Below are 15,160 nucleotides of genomic sequence, written 5' to 3'. Positions count from 1 at the left end.
TATTCGCCCGTGGGCCTAGCCGCACGAGGTTAAGATCGCGTCAACGATACCGATTTCGGAAAGATCAGATGAAAGCGAACAGTCGCCCGGCGACCCAACCCATACCGATCGACAACCCGACTGCGATGAGCCCGTAGAACAGCGCCCAGTTCTGCGAAAACACTTCGACAAAGCGCTCGAAACCCACCTTGCGCACTTCAACCTCGGCGATGGCAGATGCGATCACGCGATTGTCCGAAATGGCAAAGGTTTCAGCCGTATATTGGCCGGTCACGACATTCGACGGCAGCCCGATTCGGGCCTGGTAGAGCACTTGCTCGCTAATCGTGACCCCGCCCATGTCTTCCTTGTAGAGCCCCTGCCGCTCGCGCAGGTCCACCAGCCCGGAAGCAAACCGCGCCTGCTTTTCCGGTTCGATCTGGCCGGTCGGCGAAAGCTGGATGAATTCGGTGCCCAGCTCGTAGATCGCGGCTGTTCGCTCATCGACGATCTCTTCGACCGGTCGCGAGGCCGCGACCGCGAAGAACGAGGGTGCTGAGCGGAAATCCGAGCTTTCGGCATTCATCCAGATGCCGAGAATCCGTTCTTTCTCGCGAATCCGGATCGGTTCGGTTGGCCCTTTCAGCACAACCACGATATCGTAATTCGAACCGCCGCGCTGGCCGCGCGGGTCAAGAATGGCGCCGTATAGCAGCAGTTCCGTGCCGGTGAAGCCCTGGCGCACCTGAACCTCGCTCTGCGAAACGGCGGGCACGAGGATCGCGTCACGCTGCCCCATCAGGAACAGCGCCGCGACGATGAGGAACAGCGCCCTCATAGCGGCGCCACCGTATAGATCTCGTCGGGTTGCACACCGAGCCCGAACAGCATCCTCAGCGCAACGGCGAGCACGATCGCCGCCAGCACCAGCCGCAGGATTTCGGGGCGTGCCTTGAGCGCAATCTGCGTGCCGAACTGCGCGCCGAGCACCGAGCCGAGCAGCAACAGCCCGGCCAGCACGATATCGACCGCCTTGGTCGTAAGCGCATGGACCATGGTTGTAGCCATGGTCACGAAAAGGATCTGGAACAGCGAAGTGCCGACCACGACGTTCCCGCTCATTCCCAGAATGTAGAGCATCGCGGGCACAAGTATGAACCCGCCGCCCACGCCCATCAGCATGGTGAGAATCCCCACCAGCACACCGAGAATGAACGGAGCAAACGGCGAGATGTAGAGCCCCGAGCGGTAGAAGCGCCAGCGCATCGGCAGAGCTGCGACTAGGGGATGATGTCGACGTTTGCGCACCTGCTGCCTCGCGCCTTCGCGCGGGCGAAGCGCGCTGAGCGCTTCATGCAGCATCAGCGATCCGATCGCCCCGAGCAGCACCACGTAGAGCACATTGATGACGACATCGATCTGCCCCACCGCTTGCAGCACGCGGAACAGCAGCGCCCCGATCATCGCCCCGAAAATGCCGCCGCCCACCGCGACCGAGCCGAGCCGGTAGTCGACCCCGCCGCGGCGGCTGTGTGCAAGCACGCCCGACACGCTGGCGCCGGTGACCTGGGTCGCCGCCGAAGCCGCCGCAACTGTCGGCGGGATACCGTAGAAGATCAGCAAAGGCGTGGTCAGGAAGCCGCCGCCCACGCCGAACAGGCCCGAGAGAATTCCGGTCAGCCCGCCCAACGCGACGATCAGAAGACCGTTCACTGAAAGATTCGCGATGGGGAGGTAGACATCCATAGCGTGGGCCTAGCCCAGCGAGGTTGCGGATTAAAGCGGCAGTAGCCCCGCTATCGCCTAAAACCGTGTCGAAAGCGTCACGGCAAGGCCCGAAGGCGGCTCGGCCTCGCCCGCGACGCGCTCACGATAGTCGACCGATAGCCGCGCCGGAGCCTCGCCGATCGTCAGGTCGAACCTCACGCTAGGCCCGAGGTCGATCCGTTCCGCTCCCTTTTGCGCTCCGCCCCAGGCTGCCGCGCCGACACTCACTTCGCCCAGGTCGAAGCTGCTCACGCTGCGCAGCAAGTGCAATTGCCCGTCGGCGAACGGCGTTGCCGCTTCGCCGCCAACATAGCCCGCCTGTGCATAGGCTTCGCCACGCAGGCCTGCTGGAAGGCGAACAGCAGGAAGTTCGGTCGTGACGAAGCCCGCCGGCCTCAGCCTCGTGCCCACGGCAAATTCGGTCGCGCGAAATTCGGCATGGGCGCGCAATGGCACGTGCGAGAAGGGGCGGGCCGAAAGTCCGGCTGCCAGCTCGCTTTCACCTCCTGAGATCAACGCGCGGTAGGCTCGGAGGTAAGCCTGCGGGTCACGCGCATTGTCCGGCGCAAGGTGATAGCGCAGGACGGCGCCAGCCTGGCTGGCGCCATATGTCGGCACGCGACCTTCCGAAACCGCTCCGCTGCCCGAACCGGCGCGCCACAAAGCCCAGCCGTCAAGCGACCAGCGCTCGACCCCCGGCAAGCTACGCTTCGGCAATGCAGGAACGACGGAACCCGGCGGCGCGGCTTGCGCAAGACGCTCGTTCACCGCTTGCGGCACCGGCAAATAGGACATGGCCGCCATCCACAGATGTTGATGCCCCGCCGCATCAGCAGGCGCTTTGCTTAGCGGCACCGCAGTTGGCTTGCCCCATGCAAGCGGGAAGTTATCCCGGAAGGTCGTGTTCTCTGCGAAATTCTCTGCTCGCGACGCTTTCGAAAGCCGATTTGGTCCCGGTGTTCTCGCTGCCGAAACTGCTGCGATCGTCGGTGTTTCGCCCGATGCAAGGGCAGGAAATGCCAAGTCATGCAACTTGCTTGCGTCCTGCAGCGGGGATTCCCACATGACCACGCGCGACCCCACCCAAACCAACAGCAATACCGCCAGCATGATCAGCGGCTGGCCGCGCCGCGGTCGCCTTGCAATGCCGCCGCTTCCGATCATGTGGCGCTCCGCACGCGTTGCGTCTTCGCAGGCACGCCGCGAGCCGGATGATCGAAGTGCTGCGTCTTGTCCCACGAGATCGCTTGCCCGGCCAGCGTCCCGACATAGGCCATGAACGCCCTGCGCCCTGCCATGATTGCGATGATGTTGGTGATGGGGAAACGCAGCACCGCCCGTAGCCCTTCGACCGCCCCGTACTCGCGCGTGGTGAAGGCAAAGCGCATTGCTCCGCGCCACAGGAAAGCGGCGAAATTCGCGGCGAGCAAAATCTTGAGTGCCGGGGTCAGCTCGATCGACTGGCCGAAACCAAGGGCTGCTGCGACCCAAACCAGCGCCGCGATCGCCAGCAGCAGATAGCCGACGAACAGCACCAGCGCCGTCAGCGGGCCGCGCCGGTCGCGCATCCGCATCCATTTCTCAGCCAAGCTCGTCGCCTCCCCCGGCGGGCTCCATCCCAGCCGATCCCATCCCTGGAAGGCGATTCCGTGAATCCAGCGCGTCTTCTGCCGTACAACATGATCGAGCCGCGCGGGGAAATAGGCGCGCGTCGCCACCAGCTCGCCATTGGCGTGGCGCGCACGGATGAAGCGGCAACGCCCGCCCTGGTCGGCGATCCGCAGGCCGAGTTCGTAATCCTCGGTCAGCGATTCGGTTTCGAATGGGTCTTCTGCGCCGCGCGACGCGGCAAGGCGAGCGAGTGCCGCTCTAGAAACGGCGCAGCCGACGCCTGCTGCAGGCAATGCCGCACCAAGGGCATCGCGCACGACCAGCCCCTTGCCATGCGCTTCGGCGAACTCCTCGCAATAATGGCTGCCGATCCAGCGGCTGTTCGGTTGCGGCAGCGGCAGCACCGGCAATTGCACGAAATCGGAAGTCGCTACGGCGCGATCCAGCAGGCAGAGCGCGGCCGGATCAACCATGTCCTCCCCATCGTGGAACACGACCATCCGCGCCATTTTTCCGCTGCGCGCCTCATCGGCACATAACGCCCCATAGAGGCGGTTGAGGCAATCCGCCTTGGTGCTCGGCCCCGCCCTGTCGTGGATTACCAGCCTCAGGCGAGGATCGCCGGGCGCTGCCGCCATCACCGCCTGGATCGTTTCGGGATCGTTGCGGTAACAGCCGACATAGATCAGCAAATCCGCCTGCGGCCATGCGCGCAAGGCATGCGCGATGGTGTATCCGACTACTTCGGATTCCTGCCAGGCGGGAATGAAGATCGCCGCTGGTCCCTCCAGTGGCTCGGAAGCGAGGCTTTCGCTATCGACTGTTTCGGCCTTGGCCCGGCCAGTCAGCCGCAACCACAGCCAGCACAAATCGACGCCGAAATCGTCGAGCGCACCCAGCAGAAAGAAAATCCCAGCAAAAAGAAGCAGCTCGTGCTGGAACAAAACCAGCAGCTGCCACGTAGACAGTTCCAACACGGGCAAGGCGACCCCCTTCCCTTATGTTGCCGAGACTAGTCGGATCGATCTCCCCTTGCAACGGCGAAGAAATTCCTAAAAAGGCCATGTACATCATGACCAGTTCAAATCCCCTCCGTTCGATTTTCGCACCTGTGCGTGCACTGTTTGTCAGCGATGCATCGGCTGGCGTGCTGCTGATCCTCGTTGCGGCGGCTGCAATGTTGGCGGCCAATTCGCCTTTGGCAGGGGAATATCGCAACCTGTTCTATGGCGACCTGGCCTGGACCCCGATCGCCAAGCTCGACGATCTGCACCTGTGGATCAATGACGGGTTGATGGCGATCTTCTTCTTCGTAGTCGGACTGGAAGTGAAGCGCGAACTGATCGCGGGCCAGTTGGCCGATCCGATGAAGCGACGCCTGCCGGTGCTGGCGGCTGGAGCCGGCATGTTTGTACCCGCCGCCGTCTACATGCTGGTTTCCGGCGGCGGGCAATATACCAGCGGTTGGGCCATCCCGGCGGCTACGGACATTGCCTTTGCGATGGGCGTGCTGGGGCTGCTCGGCAACCGCGTGCCCGCTTCGCTCCGCCTGTTCCTGCTGACCGTAGCGATCGTCGACGATATCGGTGCGGTGCTGGTGATCGCGCTGTTCTACACTCCGTCGATCAAGACGGCCTGGCTTCTTGCATCGGTGGTGGTGTTTGCCCTCATGGTGGGGCTCAACCGCGCCCGCGTGAGCAGTCTCTGGCCGTATATCCTGATGGCTTTGGTGCTGTGGTATTGCGTGCTCAACACCGGCATTCATGCGACTATTGCAGGCGTTGTCGCCGCTCTGACCATCCCGATGCGGCGCCGCGATGGGAACTCGATGCTCGAAAAGCTGGAGCATGGCCTGGCCCCTTGGAGCGCCTATCTGGTGGTTCCTGTCTTCGGCTTCGCCAATGCGGGCGTCTCGCTCGATGGCCTGGGGCTCGAAGCTTTGCTCGATCCCCTGCCCTACGCGATTGCGGCCGGCCTGGTGGTCGGTAAACAGCTGGGTATTTTCACGGCCGTTTGGCTGGCGGTGAAGACCGGGTTCGCCCAGAAACCCGACCATGCCAGCTGGACCGAGATCTATGGCGTTTCGGTGCTTTGCGGGATCGGTTTCACGATGTCGCTGTTCATCGGTGGCCTTGCCTTCCCCGGCAATGAGCTGCTGATCGACGAAGCGAAGATCGGCATCCTCAGCGGTTCGGCCATCTCAGCGATCCTGGGATATGTCATCCTGCGCATGACCACCCCGCATCCCGAAGAGGAATGCGACGACCACGCGAACGACCCGTCGAGGCACTGACGCGAATGCTAAAGCCGACGCGGGAGAGCCAAGTGGCTCTTCCGCCCGACCTCGCCTTACCAGCTCCCGCTATTTTCCATGCTCGCCCAGGGTTCCTGCGGCGGCAAATTGCCTTCCTGCAGCAATTCGACCGAGATTCCGTCAGGTGATTTGACGAAGGCCATGTGCCCGTCGCGCGGCGGGCGATGGATGGTATGGCCGGCGTCCATCAGGCGCCGGCAGGTCTCGTAAATGTCGTCGACCCGATAGGCCAGGTGACCGAAATTGCGCCCGCCATTGTACTCCTCGGATGCGCTTCCGTCAGCGGGCGGCCAATTGTAGGTCAGCTCGACTTCGGCGAGCCCCTCCTGCCCTGGCGCCGCGAGGAAAATCAGGGTGAAGCGCCCGGCTTCCACTTCGAAGCGGCGCACTTCCTCAAGGCCGATCAGCTTGAAAAAGGCGACTGTCGCATCCGGATCGCTCACCCGGATCATGCTGTGGAGGTATTTGACCATGTGGCACGCCTTCATTCAAAAACGGTTCATCGATGATAATGCACGGTTCACCGCAGCACTAGCTCCGGGAGGAAGATGCGATGAATGAGCCTGGCATGCAACCCACAAGCGCCCTTCACGGGGGCACATTCCTGCGCGATCCGGTTACCCTGCGATGGTTCGGCACAGCCATGATCGTAACACTGGGGCTCGCTTCGGCTGGATATCTATTGGGCGACGGCCTCCTGCGCGCGAAAGAAGCGGAACGTTCGGTGACAGTCCGCGGCCTTGCCGAGCATGACGTCACCGCAGACCTCGCCACCTGGACGATCTCCTATTCCGCTACCTCGACCGACCTGGCGTCCGCGCAAGCCAAGGTGCGGCGTGACACCCAAGCTATCGAGCAGTTCTTCGATGGACTCGGCTTTCCCGACGATGCGCTGCAACCGACCGGAGCCAATGTTTCGAGCTACACCCAGAACGGCACAACCCAATACACCGTTCGCCAGCGATTGGCGTTGCGAAGCGGCGATATCGCGCGCGCGCAAAAAGCGGTCGCGCAGCAATTCGACCTCGTAAGCCGTGGCGTGTTCCTCGAGGAAGGGTCAGCCATGGCCTATAGCTTCACGAGGCTAAACGACATCAAGCCCGAGATGGTGGCCGAGGCCACACGTGACGCGCGCGCCGCTGCCGAGCAATTCGCCAAGGACAGCGGAGCCGGGGTCGGCGCGATCATGAATGCGACGCAGGGCTATTTCACGATCGAAGCACGCGATGGCGATAGCGGCGGATGGGGTGTGAGTGACAGCCCCTACAAGAAGGTGCGCGTGGTCACGACGGTCAACTTCGCGCTCGAGTGAACCCAGCACAGGAAATGAAAGGGGCGCCGACCTGCATGGCCAGCGCCCCTTCTATTTACGCGAACTAACGCTGAAGCGCGATCAGATGCTCGCGCTGATCGTGAACACGATTGCGTCATCGGTGAAATTGTAGACGAAGTCGTCCAGCGGATCGGCCGGCGTGCCGCCGTCATCCAGAAGCGACGGGCTGCCTTCCACGCCAACATAGGCGATGCCAAAGCTCACCGGACCGGCGACTGCGGCCTCAACCCCGATCGACCAGTCGAATGCCTTGCCGTCATTGGTGAAAGTCAGGAAGCCATCGGTGTAGCCGACATGGCCGGTGACCGAGAACGGCGTTTCCGGAATGCCGAACGCAAGGTCGGTGTAGATGTAGAAATTGTCCGTCCCGCCGAGCGAATCCTGCTTGGGCGCATAGGCGACCCCAAGAGTCGTTTCAGCCGGACCGATCGAGAAGCCGACCGAACCATAGGCTTCGATGTAGTCGTAATCGCCCGCCCCGGCATTGGGGTAGAGATAGGCGAGCGCACCGATATCGAAGCTGACACCTTCAGCCAGATCGCCGCTGAAGCCGGCGTAAACGTCGAGTTCGGTGTGGCCATAGCCGACAGTGGTTTCATCGAGCGACGAACCCCAGGTGCCCACATAGAAGCCCGAGCTGTGCGACACGTCGATGCCGCCCTGGACGGCAATATCGCCGCCCGACAGATCGACACCGCGGAAGCGGTATTCGCTGACCAGCGCGACGTTGCCCGAGATTTCGACGCTGCTTTCATCGCCAGCGCGGTTCACCTGGGAATAGTCGACCGCGGGAGTGGCAGCCTCAAGGTCAGCCACATTGACAGTGACGTCAGCCGCAGCTTGCACGGCGGCAAGATCGAATTCGGTTTCGGGTGCCGAGGTTTCGGCGAATGCCGGCGCTGCGGAGAGCGCGAGGCCGGTTGCAAAACTTGCGGCAACGATGCCGCGAATGGACGTGAGCATGACAACTTCCTTCGTTGTTTTGTTGCTTCGTCCCACCTGCGTATCCGATAGGTCGCCTCTATTTGCGGGCAATCTCTTCCGGAGACGCAATAATCGTGCACACATTTGCTGCAACGCACAAGGGAAATTGCGCGACATGCTGCAAAGCTTCAACAGTGTTGATTTTCTGCACCACTCGCACCGGCCACCCCTTCGCATGTGCCACTCGGTTGCCGTTATGGCCCGCGTCGCCTAAGGCGTTCGCCTGATCCGGACTGATCCCAGAACCATGATTCTAGCGCCCCTGAACAAGCTGTTCCGCCGCGAGGCCACGCAAACGACGCGCCCCTGCGTGCCGGGGGGCGAACGCTATTACGTGGTCGGCGACATCCACGGGCGATGCGACCTTTTCGATGCGCTGGTCGAGGCGATCGAAGCTGACACGGCCGATGCCGATTCGGTGGTCACGCATGTCGTCCTGCTTGGCGATCTGATCGACCGCGGCCCTGAAAGCGCCGGTGTGATCAAGCGGGCGCGCAAGTGGCGCAAGAAGCGCCCCGTCCGCATCATCGCGGGCAATCATGAAGAGATGTTTCTCGAATCCTTCCAGGATGCGGAAGTGCTGCGCCATTTCCTCAAGCACGGCGGGCGCGAGACGATCCTGAGCTACGGCTTGCCGCGCAAGGAATATCGCAAGCTTTCGCTGGAAGAGCTGTTCGAACGCCTCCCCGAGATCGTGCCGCAGGCCGACCGCGAATTCATCGCCGGATTCGAAGATATGATCGTCGCGGGCGATTATGTTTTCGTCCATGCCGGGATCGACCCGAACCTGCCGCTCGAACAGCAACGCCGCAGCGACCTGATGTGGATCCGCGAGCGGTTCCTGCGGCACCGCGGGCCGCTGCCCAAGGTTGTGGTTCATGGACACACGATCTTCGATGAGGTGGAGGACAGGCCCCATCGCATCGGAGTAGATACCGGAGCCTTCCGCACCGGAATTCTCACCGCGCTCGTGCTTGAAGGGGACCAGCGACGCACCATTCAGGCGGTCGAAAAGGAAGGCCGCATCAAGATCAAGCGCAAGGAACTTGCTCAATGAAAATCGCAATGGTGGGATCGGGCTATGTTGGCCTTGTCTCGGGCGCCTGCTTTGCCGATTTCGGCCATGACGTCGTGTGTATCGACAAGGACCAGTCGAAGATCGACCGGCTCCATCAGGGGATCATGCCGATCTATGAGCCGGGGCTCGATGCGCTGGTCGAAAACAACGTCAAGGCCGGTCGTCTGAGCTTCACCACCGATCTTGCCGAAGGGATCAAGGGTGCGCAGGCGATCTTCATTGCGGTCGGCACTCCCAGCCGCCGGGGCGATGGCCATGCCGACCTGTCCTTCGTCCATGCCGTAGCGAGGGAAGTTGGCGAGAGCCTGGCCAATGATGCCGTCGTCGTGACCAAATCGACCGTGCCGGTGGGAACGGGTGACGAGGTCGAGCGGATTATCCAGGCCAGCGGAACGCCGCACAAGGTCTCGGTTGTCTCCAACCCCGAGTTCCTGCGCGAAGGCGCGGCGATCGGCGATTTCAAGCGCCCCGACCGGATCGTGATCGGGGCCGAGGACGATTTCGGGCGCGAAGTGATGCGCGAAGTCTACCGTCCGCTGTTCCTCAACGAGAGCCCGATCCTGTTCGTCAACCGGCGCTCGAGCGAGCTTATCAAATACGCCGCCAACGCGTTCCTCGCGACCAAGATCACCTTCATCAACGAGATGGCCGACCTGTGCGAAAAGGCAGGCGGCAATGTGCAGGACGTGGCGCGCGGCATCGGCATGGATGGCCGCATCGGCTCGAAGTTCCTCAATGCCGGGCCGGGCTATGGCGGATCGTGCTTCCCCAAGGACACGCTGGCCTTGCTCAAGACCGCCGAGGACTATGACAGCCCGGTTCGCATCGTCGAAGCGGTGGTCAAGGCCAACGACAACCGCAAGCGCGCGATGGGCAACAAGGTGATCGATGCGCTGGGCGGTGATGCGGCCGCGCGCGGCAAGAGGGTCGCGCTGCTTGGCCTGACCTTCAAGCCCAACACCGACGATATGCGCGATTCGCCCTCGATCGACATCGCCGAGACGCTCGGCGACGCCGGTGTGAGCATCGCCGCCTACGACCCTGAAGGCATGGAGCTGGCGCGCCCGCTGATGCCCGACGTGGCGATGTGCGACAGCCCCTATGCCGCGATCGAAGGCGCCGACGCCGTAGTGATCGTGACCGAATGGGATGCCTTCCGCGCGCTCGACCTCGACCGGGTCAAGGCGCTCGCCAAGGCCCCGCTGCTGGTCGATCTCAGGAACATCTACAACCCCGACGATATGCGCTCCGCCGGCTTCATCTACGAAAGCATCGGACGGGCTTGAACCGAATAGCGGAGAGTTTGCCAGGGGGCCTGTAAGCCGGGTTCTGTCTTGCGGGCGATATGCTTGCACATCAGCCCCGCAAGGGCAGCCATTCATCTAGGCCATGGATCGCTCCATGGCTCAAGCAGCCAACCCGGGCCTCTCGGGGCGAAACGCCCCTGTCCCGGATCAAGTCCGGGGCGGGAGGCCCCTATTTGGCCTTGCTCCGGGTGGGGTTTGCCATGCGGACCCTGTTGCCAGCGCCCCGGTGCGCTCTTGCCGCACCCTTTCACCCTTGCCTGTGCCCTTTAGGGGCCATCGGCGGTATACTCTCTGTGGCACTTTCCCTCGGCTTCGGCCCGAAAGCCTCGCCGGGCGGGCGTTACCCGCCACCCTTGCTTCGTGGAGCCCGGACTTTCCTCGGTATCTTGCGATAACGCGGCTGCCCGGCCCCCTGGCAATGGCGCATATAGGGATGGCGCAGCGATTAGGGAAGCCGCCTCCTATTCCGCGGCCTTGTCGACATATTGGTCGTAGGCCTCGAGCGCCTGCGCAGCATACATCGCGGCTGGCCCCGCACCCATATAGACAGCCATGCCCATCGTCTCGGCGATCTCCGCCCGCGACGCGCCGTGTTTGCGCGCGCCTTCGACGTGGTAGGTGATGCACGGATCGCAGCGCACCGCCACTGCAATCCCGAGCGCCAACAGTTCCTTGGTCTTGGGGTCGAGCGCGCCCGCTTCATGCGCGGCGGCGCCCATTTCGCGGAATGCCTTCATCACTCCCGGCGCGCCCTTGTGCAGTTCGCGGATTGCGGGGATCAGGTTTGCGGCCATCGCCGGCCAGTCCTTGAATTCGGTATGCGCCATGAGTGCTGCCTCCTGTTTTCGATCCCTGACTAGTTGATCCGCCCCGCCGCCCTCATTGATCGAGGTCAATCTCCCTCAGCGCGTCACCCCGCGGTCGCGATCGAGCAGCAGTTGGAACAGGATCGCACGGAGCTGCCCGTCGATCTCGCCATTGATCCGCTCTGGCCGCCAGCGCCGCTGGAACGCCTCGACCGCCTTGTGCCCGTCTGTGATGTCGTAGCCGAAGCGCTCGAGCGCGAGATAGAATGCGCCGTCATTGTCGAACGGATCGCCCAGTTCGATCCTGGGCCTTGGCAGGCACAGCCCGTATTCGGCCAGCCTGTCCCAGGGGAAGAGTTCGCCCGGGTCGGTCTTGCGCGCCGGGGCGACATCGGAATGGCCCACCACATTGGCGCGCGGGATATCATACTGCCGCTGGATACGGTGGAGCAGCGGGATCAGCGCATCGATTTGCTCTTCGGCGAACGGGCGATAGCCAAGCGCATGGCCCGGATGATCGAGCTCGATGCCGATGCTGGCCGAGTTCACATCCTTGTGCCCGCGCCAGAACGACGCCCCCGCATGCCAGGCGCGCTTTTCTTCAGGCACCAGCCGCGTGACTTCGCCTTCCTCGGTGATCAAATAATGCGCGGAAACCTGCGCTTCGGGATCGCACAACCTGTCGAGCGCGGTCTCGACCGGCTTCATTTCGGTATAATGCAGCACCACCATGCTGATCGGCAGCGCGCGGTCGTTGAAATTGGGAGACAGCCGCTCGCGATGGACCAGCTCATCGTCCATTTCAGCCGATCATCCCGTCGGGCTGGGGGATCACTGCCCCCATCACCAGCGTGCCGTCATCACGCTTGTATTGCAGGCCGCCGCGGCATTCCTCGGCAAGGATGGCGATCATATGCGCGGCAGCCGTGCGGCTCGACAATTCGCCCGGCGCGAGATTGCCTTCGAGAGCACGGCCGATCGTCTCGTCGAAAGCGATCTTGTCCCCGCTGGCGCGCACCACGATCTCGTAATTCCCGTCATGCAGCTCGGCCCCGATGTCCAGAGTACCGCCGCGGATCAGCGCGTCGAGCGCGATCTGCGCGAGGTTGAGCATCACCTTGACCGCGGGCTTGGGCAGGCTCGCTCCGTCGATCGCCCAATTGAGCTCGACCCGCCGGGCTTCGGCCACCAGCGCTTCGATCACGCCTTTCGCTTCCTCGACCGGAACGGCATCGCCAAAGCCGCCTGCCGCACCGAAGGCGAGGCGGAAGAACTTGAGCTTGCCGGTGCTGATCCGCGCGCTCTGCTCGAGCAATTCGATGCAGCGCGCGCGCATTTCCGGGTCTTTCTCGTCGGCGAGCAGTTCCAGCCCGTTCGACAGCGCGCCCACGGGCGAAAGCATGTCGTGGCACAGGCGCGAACACATGAGCGCGGCGAGTTCGGTTGCGGAGGTATCATTCATTGCTTGACGGCTTCACCTGAATTGGCGCGACACATGCGACACTGTCTAAGTTGAAAAAACCTGCCCCACCACCCGCATCGGCAAGGTGGCTGGGGAAAGGGGCAAGCGATCGCGCGGACATGTGCAATCCCTAGCTTTCTTCGACTAGGTAGGAAAGCGCCCGGAAGCCATCCGCTGTGTCCTGCCAGAACAGGAGCTTGTCGCGGCCGATAATGGCCCAGACCCGGCCATCGCCCGACGCCATTGCCCGGTCCGTGGTGGAAGGTTCGGCCGCGCCGGTGGGATGTGAATGGTAATAGCCCAGCACTTGCGGCCCGCCGTCACGCGCAGCGCGATGGGCATCGATCAGCGCCTGCGGATCGATCTCGAAATGCGTTTCAGGCTCGGGGTGGACATTGGCGGCAAGCCGCGCCTCGGTGAAGCGATTGCCAGTGCCCAACAGGATCCCGCAACATTCGCGCGGATGGGCGGCGCGGGCGGCGGCTTCGATCCGTGCGATCACATCGCTTGTCACTTCGATATGCATGCCCCATTGCCCTAGCATGAGCGACGCGAATGTCATCACCGGCACCATTGCCGCACCCGGCCGCCTCGACAAGGCGCTGGCCGAGGCGAGCGGGCTATCGCGCGAACGCATCAAGGCGCTGATCGCGGAAGGCATGGTGGCAATCGGGGGCAAGCCCGCCACCAGCGCCAGCGCAAAGGTCGCGGCAGGCGCGGCCTACACGGTCGAAGTGCCGCCCGCAGCCGAAGCCGCAGCGCGCCCGCAGGATATCCCGCTCGAAGTGGTTTACGAAGACGAGCATTTGATCGTGATCGACAAGCCTGCGGGCATGGTGGTGCATCCGGCGGCGGGCAATCCCGACGGAACGCTGGTGAACGCCCTGCTGCATCACTGCCGCGGGCAGCTTTCCGGCATCGGCGGGGTAGCGCGCCCCGGCATCGTCCACCGCATCGACAAGGACACTTCGGGGCTGCTGGTTGTCGCCAAGAGCGATGTCGCGCATGAGGGGCTTGCACGCCAGTTCAAGGACCATTCGATCGAGCGGCGCTATCTCGCGGTCTGCGCCGGGCACCCTTCCCCGCCCGAAGGCACGATCGCCACGCGAATCGGCCGTTCCGATGCGAACCGCAAGAAAATGGCCGTGCTCGACAAGAATTCCTCACGCGGGAAACACGCGGTTACGCACTATAAGGTAATCAGAAAGCTCAGGTCTGCCGCCTTGATCGAATGCCGGCTGGAAACGGGGCGAACCCACCAGGTGCGCGTTCACTGTGCGTCAATCGGCCATGCGCTATTGGGAGATCCGTTATATGGACGCACTCCATCCGAATTGCGGTCGATTCTCAAGGACTTGGGCTTCAACCGGCAGGCTTTGCATGCAGCATCGCTCGGTTTCGAACACCCGGTGAGCGGCAAATGGCTGGAATTTACCTCGGAATTGCCCGCCGACATGCGGGAACTGATCGGCCAAACCGCTCGTTAAAATCGATGAATCGCACTGCAAAACGCGACAGATGCGTCTATATGTAACCGTGTGGCCCTCACCAGCGGACGCCCATCAGGGGTCCGGCACCGAAGGGTCGACGCAAGAAAGGTTAGGGAAGAAGTGAGCACTAAGAAGAACCCGACGGTTCCGGCATTGAGCGGTGAGCAGAGCCTCAACCGCTATCTCTCCGAGATCAAGAAATTCCCCGTACTCACGGCCGAGCAGGAATACATGCTCGCCAAGCGTTACCAGGAACATGACGATCCCGAAGCGGCTGCACAGCTGGTGACCAGCCACCTGCGGCTCGTGGCCAAGATCGCGATGGGCTATCGCGGCTATGGCCTGCCCGTCAGCGACCTCATTTCCGAAGGGAATGTGGGCCTGATGCAGGGTGTGAAGAAGTTCGAGCCCGATCGCGGCTTCCGCCTCGCCACCTATGCCATGTGGTGGATCAAGGCGAGCATGCAGGAATTCATCCTGCGTAGCTGGAGCCTCGTGAAGATGGGCACCACCGCCGCGCAGAAGAAGCTGTTCTTCAACCTGCGCCGGATGAAGAAGAACCTCGACGCCTACGAGGACACCGACCTGCATCCTGACGATGTCGCCAAGATCGCGGCCGATCTCGGCGTGCCCGAGCAGGAAGTGATCAATATGAACCGGCGCATGATGATGGGCGGCGACGGTTCGCTCAACACGCCGATGCGCCATGGCGAGGAAGGTTCGGGCGAGTGGCAGGACTGGCTGACCGATGACCGTCCGCTGCAGGATGAGCTCGTCGCCGATGCCGAAGAAGCCGACATGCGCCATGAAATGCTGTCCGAAGCGATGGATGCGCTCAACGAGCGCGAGCGGCACATCCTGACCGAGCGCCGCTTGACCGAGAACCCGCAGACGCTCGAAGAGCTCTCGCAGCAATACAACGTCAGCCGCGAGCGCATCCGCCAGATCGAAGTGCGCGCCTTTGAAAAGCTACAGAAGGCGATGCAGCGCATTGCCGGCGAACGGCTGCTTCCGGGCATCGCCTGACAG

Annotated in this window: 16 protein-coding genes and 1 other RNA gene; 6 read left to right on the top strand and 11 right to left on the bottom strand. The window is 62.8% G+C overall.

All coding sequences use genetic code 11. The annotated features are described in order from the left end of the window. Positions 1–64: 64 nt before the first annotated feature. The 4 genes from ACUJ47_RS12935 to ACUJ47_RS12920 form a co-directional block, all read right to left on the bottom strand. Positions 65–817: a TIGR02186 family protein gene (locus ACUJ47_RS12935; protein ID WP_445538791.1), complete on the bottom strand. Its 753-nt coding sequence runs from the start codon at positions 815–817 to the stop codon at positions 65–67. Then, on the bottom strand, positions 814–1,725 hold the full coding sequence (locus ACUJ47_RS12930; protein ID WP_445538790.1) for a sulfite exporter TauE/SafE family protein: 912 nt from the start codon (positions 1,723–1,725) through the stop codon (positions 814–816). Before ACUJ47_RS12930 ends, ACUJ47_RS12935 begins: the two co-directional genes overlap by 4 nt. Before the next feature lie 57 nt (positions 1,726–1,782). Further along, on the bottom strand, positions 1,783–2,541 hold the full coding sequence (locus tag ACUJ47_RS12925; RefSeq protein WP_445538789.1) for a hypothetical protein: 759 nt from the start codon (positions 2,539–2,541) through the stop codon (positions 1,783–1,785). 365 nt (positions 2,542–2,906) lie between these two features. After that, complete coding sequence (locus ACUJ47_RS12920; protein ID WP_445538904.1) at positions 2,907–4,334, bottom strand: glycosyl transferase family protein; 1,428 nt, start codon at positions 4,332–4,334, stop codon at positions 2,907–2,909. Between the two features lie 95 nt (positions 4,335–4,429). Here ACUJ47_RS12920 and nhaA point away from each other — a divergent pair, with 95 nt between their 5' ends. Then, entirely contained in the window at positions 4,430–5,650 is a 1,221-nt protein-coding gene (nhaA, locus tag ACUJ47_RS12915; RefSeq protein ID WP_445538788.1) for a Na+/H+ antiporter NhaA, read from the top strand. A gap of 56 nt (positions 5,651–5,706) precedes the next feature. On the opposite strand, the gene ACUJ47_RS12910 is transcribed toward nhaA, so the two are convergent. Continuing rightward, positions 5,707–6,144 carry a VOC family protein gene (locus tag ACUJ47_RS12910; protein WP_445538787.1) on the bottom strand — a complete coding sequence of 146 codons (438 nt, stop codon included), beginning with the start codon at positions 6,142–6,144 and terminating at the stop codon, positions 5,707–5,709. Positions 6,145–6,239: 95 nt separating this feature from the next. On the opposite strand from ACUJ47_RS12910, the gene ACUJ47_RS12905 reads away from it, so the two are divergent. After that, positions 6,240–6,983, top strand: a complete 744-nt coding sequence (locus tag ACUJ47_RS12905) for an SIMPL domain-containing protein (RefSeq protein ID WP_445538786.1) — start codon at positions 6,240–6,242, stop codon at positions 6,981–6,983. 81 nt (positions 6,984–7,064) lie between these two features. Here the strand turns inward: ACUJ47_RS12905 and ACUJ47_RS12900 are convergent, their stop codons facing one another. Beyond that, the gene (locus ACUJ47_RS12900) at positions 7,065–7,967 is read right to left on the bottom strand and encodes a TorF family putative porin (protein ID WP_445538785.1); all 903 of its coding nucleotides are present in this window, start codon (positions 7,965–7,967) and stop codon (positions 7,065–7,067) included. 268 nt (positions 7,968–8,235) lie between these two features. Here ACUJ47_RS12900 and ACUJ47_RS12895 point away from each other — a divergent pair, with 268 nt between their 5' ends. Both ACUJ47_RS12895 and ACUJ47_RS12890 read left to right on the top strand, forming a co-directional pair. Then, the gene (locus ACUJ47_RS12895; protein WP_445538784.1) at positions 8,236–9,045 is read left to right on the top strand and encodes a metallophosphoesterase family protein; all 810 of its coding nucleotides are present in this window, start codon (positions 8,236–8,238) and stop codon (positions 9,043–9,045) included. Then, the gene (locus ACUJ47_RS12890) at positions 9,042–10,352 is read left to right on the top strand and encodes a UDP-glucose dehydrogenase family protein (protein ID WP_445538783.1); all 1,311 of its coding nucleotides are present in this window, start codon (positions 9,042–9,044) and stop codon (positions 10,350–10,352) included. The genes ACUJ47_RS12895 and ACUJ47_RS12890 overlap by 4 nt, the downstream gene beginning before the upstream one ends. 16 nt (positions 10,353–10,368) lie before the next feature. On the opposite strand, the gene rnpB is transcribed toward ACUJ47_RS12890, so the two are convergent. The 5 genes from rnpB to ACUJ47_RS12865 form a co-directional block, all read right to left on the bottom strand. After that, an RNA gene (gene rnpB / locus ACUJ47_RS12885) (RNase P RNA component class A) lies at positions 10,369–10,789 on the bottom strand. Between the two features lie 45 nt (positions 10,790–10,834). Beyond that, positions 10,835–11,200, bottom strand: coding sequence for a carboxymuconolactone decarboxylase family protein (locus ACUJ47_RS12880; RefSeq protein ID WP_445538782.1), 366 nt, complete (start codon positions 11,198–11,200; stop codon positions 10,835–10,837). A 75-nt stretch (positions 11,201–11,275) separates the two neighbouring features. Further along, a complete protein-coding gene (locus ACUJ47_RS12875; protein WP_445538781.1) occupies positions 11,276–11,980 on the bottom strand; it encodes an N-acetylmuramoyl-L-alanine amidase in 705 nt (234 codons plus the stop codon). A 1-nt stretch (position 11,981) separates the two neighbouring features. Further along, complete coding sequence (locus tag ACUJ47_RS12870; RefSeq protein WP_445538780.1) at positions 11,982–12,641, bottom strand: histidine phosphotransferase family protein; 660 nt, start codon at positions 12,639–12,641, stop codon at positions 11,982–11,984. A 130-nt stretch (positions 12,642–12,771) separates the two neighbouring features. Next, positions 12,772–13,167, bottom strand: a complete 396-nt coding sequence (locus ACUJ47_RS12865; protein ID WP_445538779.1) for a M67 family metallopeptidase — start codon at positions 13,165–13,167, stop codon at positions 12,772–12,774. A 16-nt stretch (positions 13,168–13,183) separates the two neighbouring features. Between ACUJ47_RS12865 and ACUJ47_RS12860 the strand changes: the two genes are divergently transcribed. Beyond that, the gene (locus ACUJ47_RS12860) at positions 13,184–14,128 is read left to right on the top strand and encodes an RluA family pseudouridine synthase (protein WP_445538778.1); all 945 of its coding nucleotides are present in this window, start codon (positions 13,184–13,186) and stop codon (positions 14,126–14,128) included. A 123-nt stretch (positions 14,129–14,251) separates the two neighbouring features. Continuing rightward, on the top strand, positions 14,252–15,157 hold the full coding sequence (gene rpoH, locus ACUJ47_RS12855; protein ID WP_445538777.1) for an RNA polymerase sigma factor RpoH: 906 nt from the start codon (positions 14,252–14,254) through the stop codon (positions 15,155–15,157). Positions 15,158–15,160 lie beyond the last annotated feature (3 nt).

It is taken from the genome of Altererythrobacter sp. Z27, assembly GCF_052683155.1.
The sequence above is the reverse complement of the archived record's forward strand: the minus strand, read 5'-3'. Positions and strand labels throughout refer to the sequence as shown.